Genomic DNA, 18456 nt, shown 5'->3' with positions numbered 1-18456 from the left:
TGGTCTGTCGGCCTATGACTTTTAGATCAAGCGCGTTGGGTTCACACCGCCAAATCAACCCAAACCGGAACGTGATCGGATGGTTTTTCCCGTCCTCTGACGGCGCTTTCGATCCAGCAATCACGCAACAAATCGGCACATTGCGGGGTCAGCAGAAAATGGTCGATGCGAATCCCGTCATTGCGATTCCATGCGCCCGCTTGGTAATCCCAAAATGAATAATGGTCGCCCCCATTGACGCGCGCCCGAAAGGCTTCGGTGAATCCAAGGTTTAAAACCCGGCGAAACGCGGCGCGGCTTTCTGGGCGAAACAAAGCATCCTCACGCCATGCATCGGGCCGCGCGGCGTCTTCGGCTTGGGGGATGATGTTATAGTCACCCGCCATCAAGGCCGGGGCTTCGTCGGCCATCAAGTCGCGCGCACGGGCATAAAGCCGTTCCATCCACGCCATTTTATACTGATATTTGGGGTGGGTGCCGTCCTCTACCGGGTTGCCGTTGGGCAGATATAACCCACATAGACGCACAGCCTGTTCGCCAACCACGGTGGCTTCGATCCAGCGGGCCTGTTCGTCGCTGTCATCACCGGGCAGGCCCCGTGTGACATCCTCTAGGGGGAATTTCGACAGGATCGCAACACCGTTGAACCCTTTTTGCCCATGTGTTTCAACGTTATAGCCGCGCTCTTCGAAAATCTCGCGCGGGAAACCTTCGTCGACGGATTTGATTTCCTGCAACAAAGCGACATCCGGTTGGCTTTCATCCAGCCATTGTGTCAGTGCCCCAACACGCGCCTTTACACCATTGATATTGAAGGTCGCAATTTTCATGGGGCGTGCTCCTGACGGTCATTCGCTTCGTGTTTTAGCGCGGGGCGACCAATTGACAAGTCTGTTATCCTATAACAATGGGGAATGCGCTAAGGTGGGGCAAGGCAAAAGGGGATCATGATGATCAGAGCACTGATGGTTCTATCGACAATTGTGATGAGTGTTCCATTGCCCGGCTGGGCGGATATCTTTGATGACATTGGCGACATGCGGGCCCAAGTGGCCGTCGCACGTGCGGCCCATGATGCAAAGCTGTCCTATAATGCCGCCCCGGCGACGCTGGCGGTTGCGTTTGAGGCACAAGGCGTGGATTGGGCGCAGCGCTATCTGGCGGATTGGGGCAGTTGGCTGTTTGTGGATTGGGATCATGCCAACACATTCCATGACCGGGCTGATGAAACATTGCGGGCATGGCAGGGCGCGTTGCATGCCGGACCTTATGATCATGCGCTGGTATCGGCCGCCCTTAGCGAAGGAATGCGGGCCTTTCATCAAGTGGATGGGGAAATGCATGGGTGGTTTGACGCATATATTGCCAATCAGGCTGAAAAGGCCCGGTTGTTGGATCAATCCCATGCGGCGCATTTGGCGGGCAATCAGGAATTGGCGGATTATTACACCGATTTGGCCAATCACGTACATGATGGCGCGACCTATCCCAGCCCCAACGAAATGGGTGCTATCGTTGTTTTGCCGATGGTGCCAGATGCCGAGGGGCGGATCGTAACCGGGCGCGATTGGGCCTATGATCTGGCCAATAGGTCTGCGGAACATGCGGTCACAACGGGGGATCCGATTGCTTTGCGCCGCGCCTTGACCGAGGCACGACGTGTCGAGGCCCGCTATCCCAGTGACACAGCCCAAGAATTGGTGCAGGTGTTGCAATTGCTGGAACAACGCACCGAGTTTCAGAATAACCCGATCATTCCATTGCTGAACCAAGCGGAAGTACTGGCGCCCGGGCCATTACGGGATGCGTTGCTAGATGCCGCGCAATGGGGGTTGTTGGATCGGATGGGCCATTTGGCGCCTTTGATCGCGACCGATGCGGATCAGGATCAGACCCTCAGTGATCTGGCAACAATGGCGCAGCGCATTGTGATGCTGCGCGATGATCTGGCCGATCCGATCAGCCCGCCATCAGAATTGCTGCGGTCTGTGAATGGGTTGAAAGCCGCCGCCGGTTTGCTGGAACTGGCCCAGAGCGATGACCCACGTGCCAAAGACATCATGAGCGTGATCAATGATGCCGCTGGTACGTCTCCGGCTATTTTGTCCCCCACAGCGCCCTTTGCGGCACCCGCGGGGATTGTCACCGCGCAGCTGGATCAAACCCGTCAGGCATGGGATCACGCCAGTGACGCCATGCAGGGCGTGGCGGATGCCATTGGCGGCGATGTGAACGGAATTGCCCGCGCCGAAGCCGCCGCCGACCGCCTGCGTGCATCGCTGGATCCACGGGCATTTGCGCGCAATATGGCGGATGGGTTTGTGGATGGGGTTGTGTCCAATGTGCCCTTTGCCCGGTCGATTGTGGCATGGCTGCGGGAATAACAGATTACTCTGTTTGGTCCTGACATTGTCCAAGCGGGGACATCACCGCCAGCGGTTCAGACATGGCGGCTTGCGCCATCTGTGGGGTGATAAACCCAGGGACGACCATTTCTGACAGGACAAAGTTGCGGCGGGTTACAGCTGCATCATGATTTCTGATCGGATGAAAGTATGCAGGGGCTTTGGGCAGGGCGGCCAGATAGGCGGCTTCGGCAAGGCTAAGATCCGCGGCGGGTTTGCCCCAATAGGCTTGCGCGGCATGTGCCACCCCATAGCAGCCTTGGCCCAGATAGATTTCGTTTGCGTACCAATTGAGCACCTGTTCATGGCTCAAGGCCTCTGAGAGCGAGAATGCGAAGGCGACCTGATAAAGTGACCGAAAAGCTGGGTGATTGGTGTCGCTTGGGTTGTGCCAATTGGACATTTGTGTTGCGAATGTGGACTGTTTAAGTGGCCGATCTAAAAAATGAAGATCCTCAGCCGCCATCAAAGCTTGCAAGACATGGTCCGGTAGGTCCGTCCAATGGGGTGCGTTTTCTTGGTAATAGGTATAAAGGAATTCTGGACTGGGCGCGATCAATTGCGATGTGTCCGCGCGCAGTGGGGTGGGCGTTGACAAAGTTGGAAACGCCAAGGCCAGAAAGACACCCAATCCGCGCATGCCATTTTTCATACTTTTTAAACGGTGGCACATAAACTCACCCACATGGCTTACATCGAAAAGGATGTCCCACAGCCGCAGGATGAACTGGCATTGGGGTTTTCAATCACAAACCGCGCGCCGATCAGTTCCTCTGAGAAATCGATCACGGCGTCAGTGAGAAATGGCAAGGAAACGGAATCGACAACCACCTTTTCCCCCGATCCCTCTAATACCAGATCATCGGCTTTGACTTCGTCCAGATCAATTTCGTACTGAAACCCGCTACAACCGCCGCCTTCGACGGCCACGCGCAGCGCCTTACCTTGGGACGCAGCGCCAATTTCAGACAGGCGTTCAAACGCACGTTCAGTCACTTTTGGGGGCAGGGTCAGCATATTAAGGCCTATCGCTTGGGTCAGGGACCAAATATAGGAAAGACAGGCAGAGGCGGCAAGGCATGTCGTCACATTAGGGACATCCCATCTGGGAAAAGTGAGAGGCAGGCGCGTTATGGCAGCCATTTATGCCTGTGATCCGATGCAAACGCGGGGCAGGCTCTATCCAGAAGAAGAGAGCGCGCATCGCTCTCCGTTTCAGCGCGACCGGGATCGGATCATCCATTCCAGTGCGTTTCGGCGGTTGAAACACAAAACCCAAGTGTTCGTGGAACATGAGGGCGATTATTTCCGCACACGTCTGACCCATTCGATTGAGGTCGCTCAGGTGGCCCGCACCGTGGCCAAAACGCTGGGGTTCGAAGAAGAACTGGCCGAAGCGGTGGCGCTGGCCCATGATCTGGGACATACGCCGTTTGGCCATACGGGCGAAGACGCCCTGTCTGATCTGATGGCGCCCTATGGGGGATTTGATCACAACGCACAGGCCATTCGGATCGTCACGGGGCTGGAACGGCATTACGCGGAATGGGATGGGCTGAACCTAACATGGGAAACGCTAGAAGGGATTGCCAAACATAACGGGCCGGTTGTGGGCGATATACCTTATGCGTTGACCGACTATAACGCGCGCCACGATCTGGAATTGCACACCCATGCCAGTGGCGAAGCCCAAGTGGCCGCACTGGCTGATGATATCGCCTATAATCACCACGACATCCATGACGGGTTACGCGCCGAATTGTTTGGCACCGATGATCTGTTGGACCTGCCGATTGTGGGCGATTGTTTCCGTCTGGTGGATCAGACATATCCCGGTCTGAACTATTACCGCCGTCGCCACGAAGCGTTGCGCCGGTTCTTTGGCCTATTGGTCGAAGATGTGCTGGCCGTGAGCCGCGCCAACTTGGCGGCACTGAACCCCCAATGCCCACAAGACATTCGGGATGCGGGCAAAATGATGGTGCAGTTTTCACCGGATATGTGGCGCGATCTGAAAGTGGTGCGTAAATTCCTGTTTACCCGCATGTACCGCGCCCCATCCGTGGTCGAAATGCGCCAAGAGGTAACCCAAGCCGTGGTGGACCTGTTTCCAGCATTCATGAATGATCCAAGCCTGTTGCCCAAGCAATGGCGCAAGGACGTTGAGCTGATCCAAGGCGATGAGGTGGCATTGGCGCGGATTGTGTCAGATTACATTTCGGGCATGACCGACCGGTTTGCGCTGGAAACCCACGAACAGCTTACTGGCGCGCCGCATGTTGGGCGCGTGATGCCGCCCGCAACCGCCTAAACGCAATCGCGGCGAAAACAACCAAACCGGCAAAGCTGAGCGTGACGATCACTTGGCCGGTTTGAAAAAAGCTCGGATAATCTGGATAGCGGGCTGGCATACCGTCATGCATCAGATTTACCAGCGCCATGGCGATGCTCATGGTTGCTGTCATCAATCCTAAACATAATATCCAGATGCCAGACCCGGTGGGAACACGGCGCGCACGTTGTCGGATACCCGCGGCCAATCCACCCACCCAAAGCGGCAGAATAATCAGATGCATTGAGGCCACCAATAGCTCTGCCAGCGCGTCATAAAGCGTGACCATGACGCTCATGACGATGATGATCCCGACCAGGGAAACGAACGCCGCGAAAAACAGGAACGGGCTTGCCGGGTCGTCACCATCACTGAGGCGGAATGCCGTGACGCCAATAATCACCAAGAGCGGAAACATGAGGTGAACCGGTAATTCGGCCTGAAGGGTTGAGTCGGGGGCGAAGAATGAGAGCAACGTAAAAGTTGAAAAGAACGCCCCCAGCCACCCCAGACGTGGATGATGAATGCTTATCAGCGCAAAAATCCCCAACAGCAGCGCCAAGGTCCCCAAGGTCAACATCAAGATTTCAAAGTGTCGATCGCCAAATCGGAACAACACTCCGGTGTCATCTTGGTCAAACGTGCCAAGCGACAATGTTTGCCCCAACGTGTCCAGCGGCAGCCGCATCTGAGGGTCGGTATAGATCATCACCAAATACCCCATCAGCGCAAAATACATCGCCAATCCGTTCCATCCTGCAATACGGGATAACAGCCGTTTGCGCTGGGCATAGGCAACACCACCCAGATAGGCCCCGGTGAGGGCCAGAACCCCAACCACCAGCACGATATGCAGTTCCAGCAGCTGGTTGAACAAATGCGGCGACAGGCTGATCCCGTCGTCAAACGACATCAGCGGCGGGGGCGCCTGGCCGCTCTGGGGAATCCAGCCAATGGCCTCCATTTTGAACAGCTGTATTCCCGCCCAGCTTTGTTCGGCGCGGATCAACACCAAGACAGCAAACATCGCAAACAGCGTCACCGCCAACAAAATTCCGGAAATTCGCTGCATTTTGCTCTCTGACCCTCATCTCTTTTGCCTGCCACATTGACGTGGCCTGTGCCTCTGGTAAACCCCGCGCGAACCCCGAAAGGAAAACCGATGAACCTCTTTGCTGATATCCGGGCGCTTGTTGTGACCTGTCTGGACACCATGATGACCGAAGGCACGTTGCCCGCCGGGCTGGTGTTGGACAATGTTGCGGTCGAGCCACCCCGAGACGCAGCCCATGGGGATATGGCCACCAACGCCGCCATGGTGCTGGCCAAACCATCCAAAATGAAACCCCGTGACATCGCCGAAGCTTTGTCTGTGAAGCTGTTGGAAGATGACCGGATTACATCCGCCGATGTGGCCGGGCCGGGTTTCTTGAACCTGCGGCTTGCAGCGCCTGTTTGGCATGGCGTGATTTCATCCGCGCTGACTGATGCCAGCTATGGTCGGTCCCAAATGGGGCAAGGCAAAAAGGTCAACGTGGAATATGTGTCTGCCAACCCAACGGGTCCCCTGCATGTGGGGCATACACGGGGCGCGGTGTTTGGCGACGCCTTGGCCAGTCTGCTGGATTATGCCGGGTATAACATCACACGGGAATACTACATCAACGATGGCGGTGCGCAGGTCGACGTTTTGGCGCGGTCGGTCTATCTGCGCTACCAAGAGGCGCACGGTCAGGACATCGCATTTGAGGATGGCACCTATCCGGGCGATTACCTGATCCCGGTTGGTCAGGACCTGAAAGACAAAGTTGGCGACAAATATCTGGGCCAGCCCGAAGATGTCTGGCTGCAGGACATCCGGGAATACGCCACCGACAAAATGCTGGACCTGATCCGCGCTGACCTAAAGGCGCTGGGCGTTGAGATGGACGTGTTTTATTCCGAAAAGTCGCTTTATGGCACCGGACGGATCGAAGCGTCGATCGACGATCTGCGTTCCAAAGGTCTGATCTACGAAGGTGTGCTGGAACCCCCCAAAGGCAAAAAGCCGGATGATTGGGAACCAAGGGTGCAAACCCTGTTTAAATCCACCGAACATGGCGATGACGTGGATCGGCCCGTGCAGAAATCTGACGGGGCCTGGACCTATTTTGCCCCCGACATTGCCTATCACTATGACAAGGTATCGCGCGGCTTTGACGAATTGATCGACGTGTTTGGCGCCGATCATGGTGGCTATGTCAAACGGATGAAGGCGGCCGTGTCTGCCCTGTCGGATGGGGCTGTGCCGTTGGATGTCAAACTGACCCAGCTGGTAAAACTGTATAAAAACGGCGAACCGTTCAAAATGTCCAAACGGGCAGGGACCTTTGTGACGCTACGCGACGTGGTGGATGCGGTAGGCGCAGATGTGACCCGGTTCCATATGCTGACCCGGAAAAACGACGCGCCGCTGGACTTTGATTTTGACAAAGTGACCGAACAATCCAAAGACAACCCGGTTTTCTATGTGCAATACGCCCATGCCCGGGTGCAATCGGTGCTGCGCAAATCCGACATCGACACATCCCATGCCGCGCTGGGCGCGGTGGATCTGTCTGGGTTGACCCATGATGCCGAAATCACCGTGGCGAAAAAAATCGCCGAATGGCCGCGTTTGGTGGAAATTGCTGCACGGACCAACGAACCCCACCGGATCGCGTTTTATCTGTATGAATTGGCCAGCGATTTCCATGCATTGTGGAACCGGGGCAAAGACGAACCGAGCTTGCGGTTCTTGCAAGAGGGTGATCTGGCAGCAACACAGTCAAAAATTGCGCTGATTTCTGCCGTGGCCGTTGTGATTTCCGGTGGTCTTGGTATCCTTGGTGTAACGCCCGCGAATGAGATGCGATAACGCATTCAAAACCAAAACGCCGGGCTGAGCAGACACCAAGATCGACCACCGATGACCAACATCGGGGCGAAGTGAGGCAAAATGGCGGAAGTAACTCCGGAAGAAGTTTTGGGCGGATCGCCCTTGGCAGCAAGCCGTACAGGGCGTGCCGTAACGTTGATGGGCGGGGTTGTGTCATTGGCGCTGACCGCCGGGATCGTTGTCTGGGGCTATAAAATGATTTCGCGGGACGTGTCCGGCGTGCCGATCGTGCAGGCTCAGTTGGGCCCGATGCGCGTGGCGCCTGACAATCCCGGTGGCGAATTGGCGCTGCATACCGGCCTGTCGGTGAATGCAGTTGCTGCTGTGGGCGGCGCTGCCAGCCCCGAAGATCGCCTGGTTCTGGCCCCCGGCGGCGTGGACCTGACGGCTGAGGATGTGCAAACCGCCCCAACCACAACGCCCCAAACGGTTGATCGTTTGGCCGGTGCCGTTGACGTCACCCCGCAAGCCCCACAAGAAATCCAAGCCAATTTCCAAGCCCCAAACAATGATGCGCCGCTGACGGCGGATGAAATTCTGGAATTGGCCGATCAGATTGCCGCGCAAACATCTGCGCCTCTGGCGACACCCCAAAATACGGATGCTTCGGCGGTTGTGCTGAATGCCGTGGCCGCCAACGCAAATACGCAGACGGCCATTATCCCAGCATCTGTACCCGGCGTATCCGTGTCATTGCGCCCACAATTGCGCCCGGATCGCGGTTTGGCCCCTTTGGCCGACACAACGCCCACACCTGTTGCGGCCCGCACCATCCCGGTTTCCACGGACGCCCTGCCAACCGGCACCAAATTGGCGCAGCTTGGGGCCTTTGATACACCCGAATTGGCCAATTCCGAATGGCAGCGTCTGGCCACACGTTTTAACGCCTTGATTGCCGGTCATGATCCTGTGATCCAACAGGCGTCATCCGGGGGGCGCACATTCTATCGCCTGCGCGTATCTGGGTTCACCGACCTGTCTGACGCACGTCGGTTCTGTTCGGCATTAATGGCCGAAGACGCGGCCTGCATCCCGGTAGTGGTGCGCTAAGTGTCAGAAAATGCATACATCTTTGGATGTGAAGGGGCCGTGCTTTCCGATTGGGAGCGCGGCTTTTTTGCGCAATCGCGCCCCTGGGGCTTTATCCTGTTTGCCCGCAATATCGAAAACCCTGATCAGCTGCGTAAACTGACGGGCGATTTGCGGGACGCTGTGGGATGGCATGCCCCGATCCTGATTGACCAAGAAGGCGGACGTGTCCAACGCATGCGCGCGCCGCATTGGCGCGAACATCTGCCCGCACGTGATCAAATGGCGATGGCCCAGAACCCGGTCCATGCGCAATATCTGCGTAACCTGTTGATTGCGCGGGAATTACACGACGTTGGCATTGACGTAAATTGCGCACCTCTGGCCGATCTTGTCGAAAGCCAAACCCATCCGGTTTTGCTGAACCGGCTTTATGGGCGTGACATTGACGTGGTTGTTGCCGCGTGCAAAGCCGCCGCAGATGGTCTGATGGCGGGGGGCGTTTTGCCGATCCTGAAACACATCCCCGGCTATGGCCGCGCCGCGGTGGACAGTCACAAAGATCTGCCGCGTGTGGATGTGCCTGCCGCCTCGCTTTATGCGCGCGATTTTGCCCCGTTCAAACAGCTGAACCATTTCGCCATGGGCATGTCCGCCCATATCGTGTTTTCCGACATTGACCCGGATGCGCCCGCCACGACCAGCCCGACCATGATGAACATCATCCGAGAAGATATCGGGTTTTCCGGCCTGATCATGACCGATGACATTTCAATGGAGGCCCTGTCAGGATCGATCACCGAACGATCCATTGCATCCTGGGATGCGGGCTGTGATTTGGTGCTGCATTGCAATGGCGAACGCGATGATATGCTGGCGTTGGCAGATGTGGCGCGCCCCCTGACGCAGGCGGGCAATGCACGGGCTGATGCGGCCCTGTCGCAACGCAAATCCCCAATCGAGATTGACATCGACGCCACACTTGCCGAGTTTGAAGCCCAGTTCGCAGGCAATTAACAGGCCCCAATGACCGACGACATGTTCCAAGAAGATGATGCCACCCGCGTCAGCAATCGACTTGCTGCCGAGGCATTGATCGTGGATGTGGAGGGATTTGAGGGGCCGTTGGACCTGCTTTTGACCTTGTCGCGCACGCAAAAAGTGGACCTGCGTCAGATTTCTGTTTTGGCCTTGGCCGAACAATATCTGGCGTTTGTTGACAAAGCCCGCGAGCTAAGGCTGGAACTGGCGGCGGATTATTTGGTGATGGCCGCTTGGCTGGCGTTTCTAAAATCACGTCTGTTGCTGCCCCCCGATCCCACCGAACAGGGCCCGTCCGGCGAAGAATTGGCGGCCCATTTGGCGTTTCAGCTGGAACGGTTAGAAGCGATGCGTAAATCCGCCGCCAAATTGATGGCGCGGGATCAAAAAGGGCGCGATTTCTTTGCCCGTGGCATCACCGAAGATGTCGCTCGTGTGCGGCGCGTGACCTATACGGCGACTTTGCTGGATTTGATGCAGGGATATGCCCGCATTCGCACAAAGGACGAATTTCGCCCCTATGTGATGGATCGCGACGCATTGATGACCATGGAACAAGCGTTGGATCGCATGCGCAATCTGATCGGGTTTGCCGGGGATTGGACTGATATCATGTCCTATCTGCCCGAAGGCTGGGAAAGTGATCCCAAAAAACGGCGCACCGCTGCCGCTGCAACCTTTGCGGCGTCATTGGAACTGGTGAAACAGGGCCGCGTTGATATCCGCCAATCCGACAGTTTCGCGCCTATTCACATTCGTAAAAGGTTGCCTGAATGACCTCTGATCCCAATCCCAATTCATCCAGCGAAAACGATGTAGATGATCCCAGCCTGTTTGAAGCCCCGCCAATGGCCGAACAGGAACGCATGGTCGAAGCGATCCTGTTTGCCACGGCTGATCCCGTCACTTTGCGGGAATTGGCCGGTCGGATGCCACATGGATGTGCGCCGGATCAAGCCATTACAAATTTACGTAAACGTTACGAAGGGCGCGGGATCAATGTGGTGCGCGTGGGGGATGCATGGGCGATCCGCACCGCTTCGGACCTTGGATTTTTGATGCAAAAAGAAACGGTTGAGACGCGAAAGCTAAGCCGTGCAGCCATCGAAACCTTGGCGATTATTGCCTATCATCAACCCGTCACACGCGCCGAAATCGAAGAAATCCGCGGCGTGTCCGTCAGTCGTGGCACCATTGATCAGTTGATCGAATTGGAATGGATCCGCTTTGGGCGTCGTAAAATGACCCCCGGCCGTCCGATCACTTTTGTGGTCACGCCCGGCTTTCTGGATCACTTTGGTCTGGAAACGGCCCGTGATTTGCCGGGGCTTAAGGAATTGCGATCAGCCGGGTTGCTGGAAAGCCGCCCAACACCGGGTCTGGGCCAGATTGACGACGAAGATACGACGTCCGATCAGGTGGATATGTTTGAACCTGACCAGCCCTGAAATCGCCACGATCCTGCGATAGGATTTGGGAAATGGGCGGATTGTGCCTATATCTAGATTGGACCAACAGCAGGAACTGCACATGGATCGTATCATTTCGATGATTCTTCGCCGGCTGATGAACCGCGGGATCAATGCGGGCATCAATCACGTCGCCAATCGGGGCCGCAACCCCGAAGACATGAGCAATGAAGACCGCAATCGCGCCAAACAAGGCCGCGACGGCGTGAAACGCACCCGTCAGGCCATGCGTATCGCGCGACGGTTTGGCAAATTCTAAACCGACGGGCAGGGCGGGATTTTACGCCAGCGTGGCTTGTACCTTTTTAGGAAGGGCCGCGCGAATGATCCCATATGATTTCTCAATCCGGTCGGTTAATTCATCCAACGGGATGTCTGCGCTGACCCGCACCCATGATTTGTGAAAATAGGGCGCCTTTTCACCGCGTCCCATTTCGATCAGCAATTGCGCATCCTCGACCGACGGCGTTTTGACCGACACTTTGGTCCCATCGCCCGTGACGGCGGCAAAAATTTTCCCAGCGACCTTCCAGACTTCGGTGGTTTCATCAAACGGGAACGACTTTTCTGCCCCGGCTTGGGCGGCGCAGATGTTTTGGATTGCGGATTGTGACATGGGGGACCTCGTGACTGGAATTGCACCTTGGGCAGAATGGCCTAATCTGGTGCAATTGAAAATCGCAAAGGTTTAGGGAATATGGCTTTGCAGACGTATATTGCGCTGTTGCGTGGCATCAATGTTGGCGGCAATAACAAAGTGCCGATGGCGGAGTTACGTAAAATTGCATCAAATCTAGGATGGCAAAATATCGCAACCTATATTGCATCGGGCAACATGATATTTGATGCAGAAGCATCTGAAAACATTTCGGAATTGTCGTTGGCACTGAATGCTGAGATGCAGGTGCATCTAGGGGTTGATGTGCCCATTCTCATCCTTTGCGCGCCTGGTTTTCGCAACATTGCGGCGCAAAATCCATTTCAACCTGACGATCCGAAACATGCCCATATCTGGTTCCTGTTTGATGCCCCAAACCTGGACACAGATCGGTTGGATCACATCAAGGCCCCAGATGAAGCCCTAAACGTGACCCAAAACGCCGCCTATCTGGATGCGCCATCAGGGATCGGGCGGTCCAAATTGGCCGAACAAATGTCCAAAGTGCTGGGGGTGGATGCCACGGCCCGTAATTTACGGACTGTGTACAAACTGATCGAAATGCTGGACGCGCGCGGCTGATCCTGCTAGCCAGTGGGAATGAAGAGCCAAACCACCATAATCAGCAGCATTATTTGTTGCATTATTATTTCCTGCTGACATCCGTCGCGCGGGCCGCTCTTTCACGTTTCATCGAAACTCAGAACTTGCTAAACCGCGCGGGCGCAAACCGTCCCGAGAGCTGTTATGACTTTGATCCATCTGCACAATACCAAAACCCGCACCAAAGAGCCGTTTAAGCCGATCGATCCACAAAACGTGCGCATGTATGTCTGTGGGCCAACGGTGTATGACCGCGCCCATCTGGGCAATGCGCGGCCCGTTTTGGTGTTTGACGTGCTGTTTCGGCTGTTGCGCCATGTCTATGGGGACGGGGCTGTGACCTATATCCGCAACTTTACCGATGTGGACGACAAAATTAACGCCAAAGCCGCGCAAACCGGCCGGACAATTCGCGATATCTGTGATGAAACCATTGATTGGTATCACGCGGATATGGATTCGTTGGGGGCCATGCGCCCCAGTCAGGAACCGCGCGCCACTGAATGGATCGGCGCGATGAAAGACATGATCGCGGGGCTGATCGAAACCGGCAATGCCTATGCCGCCGAAGGCCATGTGTTATTTGCGGTGGAAAGCTATCAGAACTACGGCAAGCTGTCGGGCCGGTCGATCGACGATATGATCGCCGGTGCCCGTGTCGAAGTGGCGCCCTATAAACGCAATCCTATGGATTTTGTATTGTGGAAACCATCGGATGCGGACACGCCCGGTTGGGATAGCCCTTGGGGGTATGGACGGCCCGGCTGGCATATCGAATGCTCGGCGATGGCTTATGAATTGCTGGGTGACAGCTTTGATATTCATGGCGGCGGCAATGATTTGCAATTCCCGCATCATGAAAATGAAATCGCTCAATCCAAATGCGCCCATCCGCATGGGGAATTCGCAAAGTATTGGATTCACAATGAAATGTTGCAGGTCGAGGGCAAAAAGATGTCCAAATCCCTGGGCAACTTTTTCACCGTGCGCGATTTGTTGGATCAGGGTGTGCCGGGCGAAGTGATCCGGTTTGTGATGTTGGGCACCCATTATAGCAAGCCTATGGATTGGACCGATAAGAAGCGGGCCGAGGCTGAGGCGACGTTGCGGAAATGGCGTGCATTACTGGCGGATGTGGCACCGACAGGGGTGGATCAAGGTCTGCTTGATACGTTGGCGGATGATCTGAACACGGCAGGGGCCCTCACCAAATTGCACGCTATGGCCCGCGAAATTTCTGCCAATCCGCAAAAGGATTGCTTCTATGAAAAAGGCGTCATGCTGGCATCGGCGCAGTTTCTTGGATTTTTAAGCGATGAAATGGGGGCATGGGCAGAAATGCCCGATGTGGATTTATCTGTCTTGGCCCAAAAGTTGGCAGAATTGCGGGAAACGGCCATGCAAACCAAGGATTTCTCTGGCGTAGATACGCTTAAATCGGCGTTGATTGGGGCCGGGATTGAGGTGCGCATGTCTAAAACGGGTGTGGATCTAGAACCGGGGCCGAACTTTGACCCAGCCAAGTTGGAGGCGTTGTCATGAGTGATCGTCTGTATCTTTACGACACAACCTTGCGGGATGGGCAACAGACCCAAGGCGTGCAATTTTCGACCCAAGAAAAGCAGGAAATCGCTGTTTTATTGGATGATTTGGGGTTGGATTACATCGAAGGCGGCTGGCCCGGTGCCAATCCGACGGACAGTGATTTCTTTGATGCCGCCCCCAAAACCCGCGCCACGATGACGGCCTTTGGGATGACCAAACGGTCCGGGCGCAGCGCAGATAATGACGATGTGCTGGCCGCTGTGATGAACGCCAAAACACCCGCCGTGTGTCTGGTTGGCAAAACCCATGACTTTCATGTCACCACCGCGCTTGGCATTTCGTTGGATGACAACATTGAAAATATCCGCGCCTCTGTGGCGCATATTGTCGGGCAGGGGCGTGAGGCGTTGTTTGACGCGGAACATTTCTTTGACGGGTATAAGGCCAATCCGGATTACGCGCTGCGCGCCATTCGTGCCGCACATGATGCCGGGGCGCGATGGGTTGTTTTATGTGACACCAATGGTGGCACCATGCCCGCCGAGGTGCGTCAAATCGTAAAAGCCGTGATCGACGCTGGCATCCCCGGCACCAATCTGGGCATCCACACCCATAATGATACGGAAAATGCAGTGGCGTGTTCGCTGGCCGCTGTGGATGCGGGCGCGCGTCAGGTTCAGGGCACCTTAAACGGGCTGGGTGAACGGTGTGGCAATGCAAATTTGACCACATTGATCCCGACATTGTTGCTAAAACAGCCCTATCGCGATCAGTTGGAAACCGGAATTGACCCCAACCGGTTGGTGGATTTACGACGTGTTTCCAGACGCTTGGATGACATACTTAATCGGGTTCCGCAAAAACAAGCCCCGTATGTTGGCGCGTCGGCCTTTGCCCATAAGGCAGGCCTGCATGCCAGTGCGATCCTCAAAGATCCCAGCACATATGAACATATCGATCCAGCTTTGGTGGGCAATGAACGCCAGATTCCGATGTCCAATCAGGCCGGTCAGTCCAATCTGATCCGCCGCCTGAGTGAGGCCGGAATTGCCGTTAAAAAAGGCAACCCTGCTTTGCCGCGATTGCTGGATATCATCAAAGACCGCGAAGCGATGGGCTATGCCTATGACGGCGCGCAGGCCAGTTTTGAACTGATTGCACGGGCTGAAATGGGGTTGTTGCCCAAACTGTTCGACGTGGAACGATACCGGGTGATATCGGAACGTCGCCGCAACGCCAAAGGCGAAATTGTGACCGTGTCCGAAGCCGTCGTGACGGTGCAAACTCGACAGGGCAAAACCACGTCGTTTTATGAAAACGAAAACCCAAATGACGGTCAGGATAGCGGCCCCATAAACGCATTGTCGCAGGCGTTAATCAAAGATTTGGGGGAATATCAGGGGCTTATACGGGATATGCAACTGGTTGATTTTAAGGTTCGGATCACAAATGGCGGCACCGAAGCGGTCACACGCGTGATCATCGACAGCGAAGATCAGCAAGGGCGGCGTTGGTCCACCGTTGGCGTCAGCGCCAACATAGTGGATGCGTCTTTTGATGCGTTGGTGGATGCGATCACGTGGAAATTGGTCCAAGAAGGCGCCAAAGCATGAGCATAAATGCCTGTGCCGCGATGGTGGAACGCGGGGACCCTGATCGGTTTTTGGCTGCTATGGCTGCACCTGCCGAACTGCGTGGTCGGTTATTTGTGTTATACGCGTTTAACCTAGAGGTGGCGCGCGCGCCTTGGGTGACCAAAGAAGAAATGATCGCAGAAATGCGTCTGCAATGGTGGCGTGATGTCGTCGAAGAGGCGCCGAATGCAACCAAAGACCGATCCCACGAAGTGGCCGGTCCGTTGGCCACATTGATCCGTGACCAGAATTTGCCGATTGAGCTGTTGGATCAGATAATTGCCGCGCGGCGCTGGGATATTTACCGCGATCCCTTTGAGGATCAGGCGGATATGGACCGGCATTTGATGCACAGCGCAGGCAATTTGATGTGGGTGTCTGCGCTGGCTCTGGATGCCTCACAGCAGATGGAAAAACCGGCGCGTGACATTGGGTTTGCCATGGGCATTGCGGCGTGGTTACGCGCAGTTGCGGGGCTGGCGGATCAGAACCGCGTGCCCTTGGTCGATGGTCGCCCAGAAGGCGTGCGCGCGTTGGCCCAATCTGGTTTGGATCAATTGAAATCTGCACGTGGGGCCAAATTTGGCGCGGCTACCCCTGCGATCCGCGCGGGTTGGCGCAGCGCCTTATTGCTGAAACAAGCGGTGAAATCCCCGGACTTGGTGGCGGATGGCACGCTTGAAACATCTGAATTGCAACGGCGCGGGGGATTGTTGGTTAAAACGTTGCTTGGAAAGCATTAACCCCAAAGAAAAACCCCAGCCAAAGCCGGGGTTTCAATCAACTATCGCGTTGTAAAACAGCGATTATTTCTTGGCCAATGCGGAAATCATCATGACCATTTGACGGCCTTCCATCTTGGGCATGTTATCGACCTTGCCCAGCTCTTTGATGTCTTCTGCAACACGCAACAGCAATTCACGACCCAGATTTTGGTGCGCCATTTCCCGTCCCCGGAACCGCAGCGTCACTTTGACTTTGTCGCCGGCTTCTAGGAACTTAAACACGTTACGCATTTTGACTTCGTAATCGTGGATATCCGTGTTGGGCCGAAATTTGACCTCTTTCACTTCAATCGTTTTCTGTTTCTTACGCGCTTCGCTTTCACGTTTCTGCTGTTCGTATTTGAACTTGCCGAAATCCATGATTTTACAAACGGGGGGCGTGGCGTTGGGCGAAATTTCAACCAGGTCAAGCCCGGCCTCTTCTGCCATTACCAATGCGCGTGCGGGCGTCACAACGCCAACATTTTCACCATCTGCGCCAATAAGGCGTAATTCGTTGGCCCGGATGCGATCGTTTATGCGGGGGCCAGTGTCACGCACCGGAGGTGCGTTATGAGGTCTGCGGGCTATAGCCGTGTCCTTTCGGTCATTTGAATGTCGAGGTTAAAATAGACAGGGCTTGCGCCCGGATCAACCCGCAAAACAGCATGATTTTGCCTGTTTAACCAGAATCCCGCCCGCGGGGAAAAGTGTCACCTGCTTCCCGCTTCCATCTTATGATATGATCTGACATATCACAGCCCGAGTCCGCTGCGGACCAGGCACACTTTTGTGAGCCAAGTCATTGGAAGGAAATACTATGAGAGCGATAATTATCATTGCCGTCTTGGCTGTTGCCGGGTTTTTTGGCTACCAGTATCTGGTTGAGGGACGTACCCCCGCAGAGGCCGTAGACACCGCAACACAAGCCGCAAGCGATGCAACCGAAACAGTCACAGAAGCCGCCGAAGGTGCCGCTGATGCCGTGACCGACGCTGCCGCAGAAGCCGTAGAAGGCGCGACAGATGCCGTGGCCGAAACCGTTGAAGGCGCAACTGAGGCCGTAACCGAAGCCGCCGAAGGTGCGATGGACGCCGTCGCCGAAGCAGCAGACGAAGCCGTGGACGCCGCAACAGAAGCAGCAACAGAAGCTGCAGACGCTGTTGTTGAAACAGCCAATGACGCGGTAGACGCTGCGACAGACGCGGCTGCGGATGCAGCAGATGTTGCAACCGAGGCTGCAAATGACGCAATGGAAGCCGTCACTGAAACAGCAAACGACGCCGTCGAAGCCGCAACAGACGCTGTTGAAGGTGCAACTGACGGTGCAGCAGACGTCGCTGAAGACGCTGCCGAAACCGCAACGGATGCAGCGGAAGCCGTGACAGAAGAAGCCGCAGAAGCTGTGGATACGGCAACGCAAGCAACAGAAGAAGTTGCCGAAGAAGCGATGGAAACAGCGACAGACGCCGTTGAAGCAACAGAAGAAGTTGCTGAAGAAGCCGCCGCCGCAACCGAAAAAGTCGCAGAAGAAGCGATGGAAACTGCAGTTGAAGAAGCCACGGATGCGGTAGAAGCAACAGAAGAAGCCGTTACAGAAGCTGTTGAAGAAACCACCGAAGCGGCAGCAGAAGAAGCCGCCGAAGTTGCAACCGAAGAAGCAACTGAAGCTGCGGGTGATGCAATGGAAGCAACAGCAGAAGTTGCAGAAGAAGCCGCAGAGGGTGGTCTGGCCAGCTTGCTGACACCTGACACATTCAACGGCGAGAAAATCCTGGAAATGATTGACGGTTCTGATCTGGGCGCGATCCAGAAGACAACTTTGACCGCCGCAGTTCAAGGTGCGATCGACAATCCAGAGCTGATCCAGCCAGCGATTGACGCCATCAAAGGCGCGATGGGCCTGTAAGCCCCGCCCATAGACTTAGAAAAGGCCGCAGGTTTCTGCGGCCTTTTTTGTATTTAGATCATAGGGTTTTGCGCAAAAATACCGCCATCGCGCAACATGACCGCGTTTCAGGGGGCAGCGCGCCGCTGGGACGGTCCTACTCTTTAGGCT

At 55.6% G+C, this 18456-nt stretch carries 19 protein-coding genes; 13 read left to right on the top strand and 6 right to left on the bottom strand.

Annotation, left to right across the window (positions count from 1 at the left end; translation table 11 throughout):
• Positions 1 to 41 precede the first annotated feature (41 nt).
• Positions 42 to 830, bottom strand: a complete 789-nt coding sequence (gene xth, locus AB1F12_RS09745) for an exodeoxyribonuclease III (RefSeq protein WP_368183866.1) — start codon at positions 828 to 830, stop codon at positions 42 to 44.
• 117 nt (positions 831 to 947) lie between these two features.
• Between xth and AB1F12_RS09740 the strand changes: the two genes are divergently transcribed.
• Positions 948 to 2384, top strand: coding sequence for a hypothetical protein (locus AB1F12_RS09740; protein ID WP_368183863.1), 1437 nt, complete (start codon positions 948 to 950; stop codon positions 2382 to 2384).
• A gap of 4 nt (positions 2385 to 2388) precedes the next feature.
• Here AB1F12_RS09740 and AB1F12_RS09735 read toward each other — a convergent pair whose 3' ends face one another.
• Together AB1F12_RS09735 and AB1F12_RS09730 are read right to left on the bottom strand one after the other, a co-directional pair.
• Complete coding sequence (locus AB1F12_RS09735) at positions 2389 to 3045, bottom strand: transglycosylase domain-containing protein (protein WP_368183860.1); 657 nt, start codon at positions 3043 to 3045, stop codon at positions 2389 to 2391.
• A gap of 50 nt (positions 3046 to 3095) precedes the next feature.
• Entirely contained in the window at positions 3096 to 3422 is a 327-nt protein-coding gene (locus tag AB1F12_RS09730) for a HesB/IscA family protein (RefSeq protein ID WP_368183858.1), read from the bottom strand.
• Between the two features lie 115 nt (positions 3423 to 3537).
• On the opposite strand from AB1F12_RS09730, the gene AB1F12_RS09725 reads away from it, so the two are divergent.
• The gene (locus AB1F12_RS09725) at positions 3538 to 4716 is read left to right on the top strand and encodes a deoxyguanosinetriphosphate triphosphohydrolase (protein ID WP_368183856.1); all 1179 of its coding nucleotides are present in this window, start codon (positions 3538 to 3540) and stop codon (positions 4714 to 4716) included.
• Here the strand turns inward: AB1F12_RS09725 and AB1F12_RS09720 are convergent.
• The gene (locus AB1F12_RS09720) at positions 4667 to 5809 is read right to left on the bottom strand and encodes a hypothetical protein (protein ID WP_368183854.1); all 1143 of its coding nucleotides are present in this window, start codon (positions 5807 to 5809) and stop codon (positions 4667 to 4669) included. The two genes, AB1F12_RS09725 and AB1F12_RS09720, sit on opposite strands and share 50 nt — an antisense overlap.
• Positions 5810 to 5899: 90 nt before the next feature.
• Here AB1F12_RS09720 and argS point away from each other — a divergent pair, with 90 nt between their 5' ends.
• From argS to AB1F12_RS09690, 6 genes are all read left to right on the top strand, one after another.
• Positions 5900 to 7633, top strand: a complete 1734-nt coding sequence (gene argS / locus AB1F12_RS09715; RefSeq protein WP_368183852.1) for an arginine--tRNA ligase — start codon at positions 5900 to 5902, stop codon at positions 7631 to 7633.
• Positions 7634 to 7714: 81 nt separating this feature from the next.
• Positions 7715 to 8704, top strand: coding sequence for an SPOR domain-containing protein (locus AB1F12_RS09710; RefSeq protein ID WP_368183851.1), 990 nt, complete (start codon positions 7715 to 7717; stop codon positions 8702 to 8704).
• Complete coding sequence (locus AB1F12_RS09705) at positions 8705 to 9700, top strand: glycoside hydrolase family 3 N-terminal domain-containing protein (RefSeq protein WP_368183849.1); 996 nt, start codon at positions 8705 to 8707, stop codon at positions 9698 to 9700.
• 9 nt (positions 9701 to 9709) lie between these two features.
• Entirely contained in the window at positions 9710 to 10501 is a 792-nt protein-coding gene (locus AB1F12_RS09700) for a ScpA family protein (protein ID WP_368183847.1), read from the top strand.
• Entirely contained in the window at positions 10498 to 11172 is a 675-nt protein-coding gene (gene scpB, locus AB1F12_RS09695; RefSeq protein WP_368183845.1) for an SMC-Scp complex subunit ScpB, read from the top strand. Before AB1F12_RS09700 ends, scpB begins: the two co-directional genes overlap by 4 nt.
• Positions 11173 to 11254: 82 nt before the next feature.
• Positions 11255 to 11452 carry a hypothetical protein gene (locus AB1F12_RS09690; protein WP_368183842.1) on the top strand — a complete coding sequence of 66 codons (198 nt, stop codon included), beginning with the start codon at positions 11255 to 11257 and terminating at the stop codon, positions 11450 to 11452.
• A gap of 21 nt (positions 11453 to 11473) precedes the next feature.
• Here AB1F12_RS09690 and AB1F12_RS09685 read toward each other — a convergent pair whose 3' ends face one another.
• Entirely contained in the window at positions 11474 to 11809 is a 336-nt protein-coding gene (locus tag AB1F12_RS09685) for an MmcQ/YjbR family DNA-binding protein (RefSeq protein ID WP_368183841.1), read from the bottom strand.
• A gap of 81 nt (positions 11810 to 11890) precedes the next feature.
• On the opposite strand from AB1F12_RS09685, the gene AB1F12_RS09680 reads away from it, so the two are divergent.
• The 4 genes from AB1F12_RS09680 to AB1F12_RS09665 all read left to right on the top strand — a co-directional run bounded on the left by AB1F12_RS09680 (position 11891) and on the right by AB1F12_RS09665 (position 16376).
• Positions 11891 to 12433, top strand: coding sequence for a DUF1697 domain-containing protein (locus tag AB1F12_RS09680; protein ID WP_368183839.1), 543 nt, complete (start codon positions 11891 to 11893; stop codon positions 12431 to 12433).
• Positions 12434 to 12598: 165 nt separating this feature from the next.
• Positions 12599 to 13996, top strand: coding sequence for a cysteine--tRNA ligase (gene cysS, locus AB1F12_RS09675; RefSeq protein ID WP_368183837.1), 1398 nt, complete (start codon positions 12599 to 12601; stop codon positions 13994 to 13996).
• Positions 13993 to 15612 (top strand): citramalate synthase, encoded by a 1620-nt coding sequence (gene cimA, locus AB1F12_RS09670; protein ID WP_368183836.1) that lies wholly within the window; start codon positions 13993 to 13995, stop codon positions 15610 to 15612. The genes cysS and cimA overlap by 4 nt, the downstream gene beginning before the upstream one ends.
• Positions 15609 to 16376 (top strand): squalene/phytoene synthase family protein, encoded by a 768-nt coding sequence (locus AB1F12_RS09665; RefSeq protein WP_368183834.1) that lies wholly within the window; start codon positions 15609 to 15611, stop codon positions 16374 to 16376. The genes cimA and AB1F12_RS09665 overlap by 4 nt, the downstream gene beginning before the upstream one ends.
• A gap of 63 nt (positions 16377 to 16439) precedes the next feature.
• On the opposite strand, the gene infC is transcribed toward AB1F12_RS09665, so the two are convergent.
• A complete protein-coding gene (gene infC, locus AB1F12_RS09660) occupies positions 16440 to 16958 on the bottom strand; it encodes a translation initiation factor IF-3 (RefSeq protein WP_368183832.1) in 519 nt (172 codons plus the stop codon).
• A gap of 259 nt (positions 16959 to 17217) precedes the next feature.
• On the opposite strand from infC, the gene AB1F12_RS09655 reads away from it, so the two are divergent.
• Positions 17218 to 18306, top strand: coding sequence for a hypothetical protein (locus tag AB1F12_RS09655; protein WP_368183831.1), 1089 nt, complete (start codon positions 17218 to 17220; stop codon positions 18304 to 18306).
• The last annotated feature ends 150 nt before the right edge of the window (positions 18307 to 18456 follow it).

Origin of the sequence: Aestuariibius sp. HNIBRBA575, from assembly GCF_040932005.1 — a bacterium.
Lineage (GTDB): Bacteria > Pseudomonadota > Alphaproteobacteria > Rhodobacterales > Rhodobacteraceae > CANLNM01.
Note: the sequence above shows the minus strand (reverse complement) of the source record. Positions and strands in the feature narration are given on the sequence as shown.

Coding starts and splice junctions, on each gene's coding strand:
- xth (WP_368183866.1), bottom strand. CDS start 830: ATGAAAATTGCGACCTTCAATATCAATGGTGTAAAGGCGCGTGTTGGG.
- AB1F12_RS09740 (WP_368183863.1), top strand. CDS start 948: ATGATGATCAGAGCACTGATGGTTCTATCGACAATTGTGATGAGTGTT.
- AB1F12_RS09735 (WP_368183860.1), bottom strand. CDS start 3,045: ATGCGCGGATTGGGTGTCTTTCTGGCCTTGGCGTTTCCAACTTTGTCA.
- AB1F12_RS09730 (WP_368183858.1), bottom strand. CDS start 3,422: ATGCTGACCCTGCCCCCAAAAGTGACTGAACGTGCGTTTGAACGCCTG.
- AB1F12_RS09725 (WP_368183856.1), top strand. CDS start 3,538: ATGGCAGCCATTTATGCCTGTGATCCGATGCAAACGCGGGGCAGGCTC.
- AB1F12_RS09720 (WP_368183854.1), bottom strand. CDS start 5,809: ATGCAGCGAATTTCCGGAATTTTGTTGGCGGTGACGCTGTTTGCGATG.
- argS (WP_368183852.1), top strand. CDS start 5,900: ATGAACCTCTTTGCTGATATCCGGGCGCTTGTTGTGACCTGTCTGGAC.
- AB1F12_RS09710 (WP_368183851.1), top strand. CDS start 7,715: ATGGCGGAAGTAACTCCGGAAGAAGTTTTGGGCGGATCGCCCTTGGCA.
- AB1F12_RS09700 (WP_368183847.1), top strand. CDS start 9,710: ATGACCGACGACATGTTCCAAGAAGATGATGCCACCCGCGTCAGCAAT.
- scpB (WP_368183845.1), top strand. CDS start 10,498: ATGACCTCTGATCCCAATCCCAATTCATCCAGCGAAAACGATGTAGAT.
- AB1F12_RS09690 (WP_368183842.1), top strand. CDS start 11,255: ATGGATCGTATCATTTCGATGATTCTTCGCCGGCTGATGAACCGCGGG.
- AB1F12_RS09685 (WP_368183841.1), bottom strand. CDS start 11,809: ATGTCACAATCCGCAATCCAAAACATCTGCGCCGCCCAAGCCGGGGCA.
- AB1F12_RS09680 (WP_368183839.1), top strand. CDS start 11,891: ATGGCTTTGCAGACGTATATTGCGCTGTTGCGTGGCATCAATGTTGGC.
- cysS (WP_368183837.1), top strand. CDS start 12,599: ATGACTTTGATCCATCTGCACAATACCAAAACCCGCACCAAAGAGCCG.
- cimA (WP_368183836.1), top strand. CDS start 13,993: ATGAGTGATCGTCTGTATCTTTACGACACAACCTTGCGGGATGGGCAA.
- AB1F12_RS09665 (WP_368183834.1), top strand. CDS start 15,609: ATGAGCATAAATGCCTGTGCCGCGATGGTGGAACGCGGGGACCCTGAT.
- AB1F12_RS09655 (WP_368183831.1), top strand. CDS start 17,218: ATGAGAGCGATAATTATCATTGCCGTCTTGGCTGTTGCCGGGTTTTTT.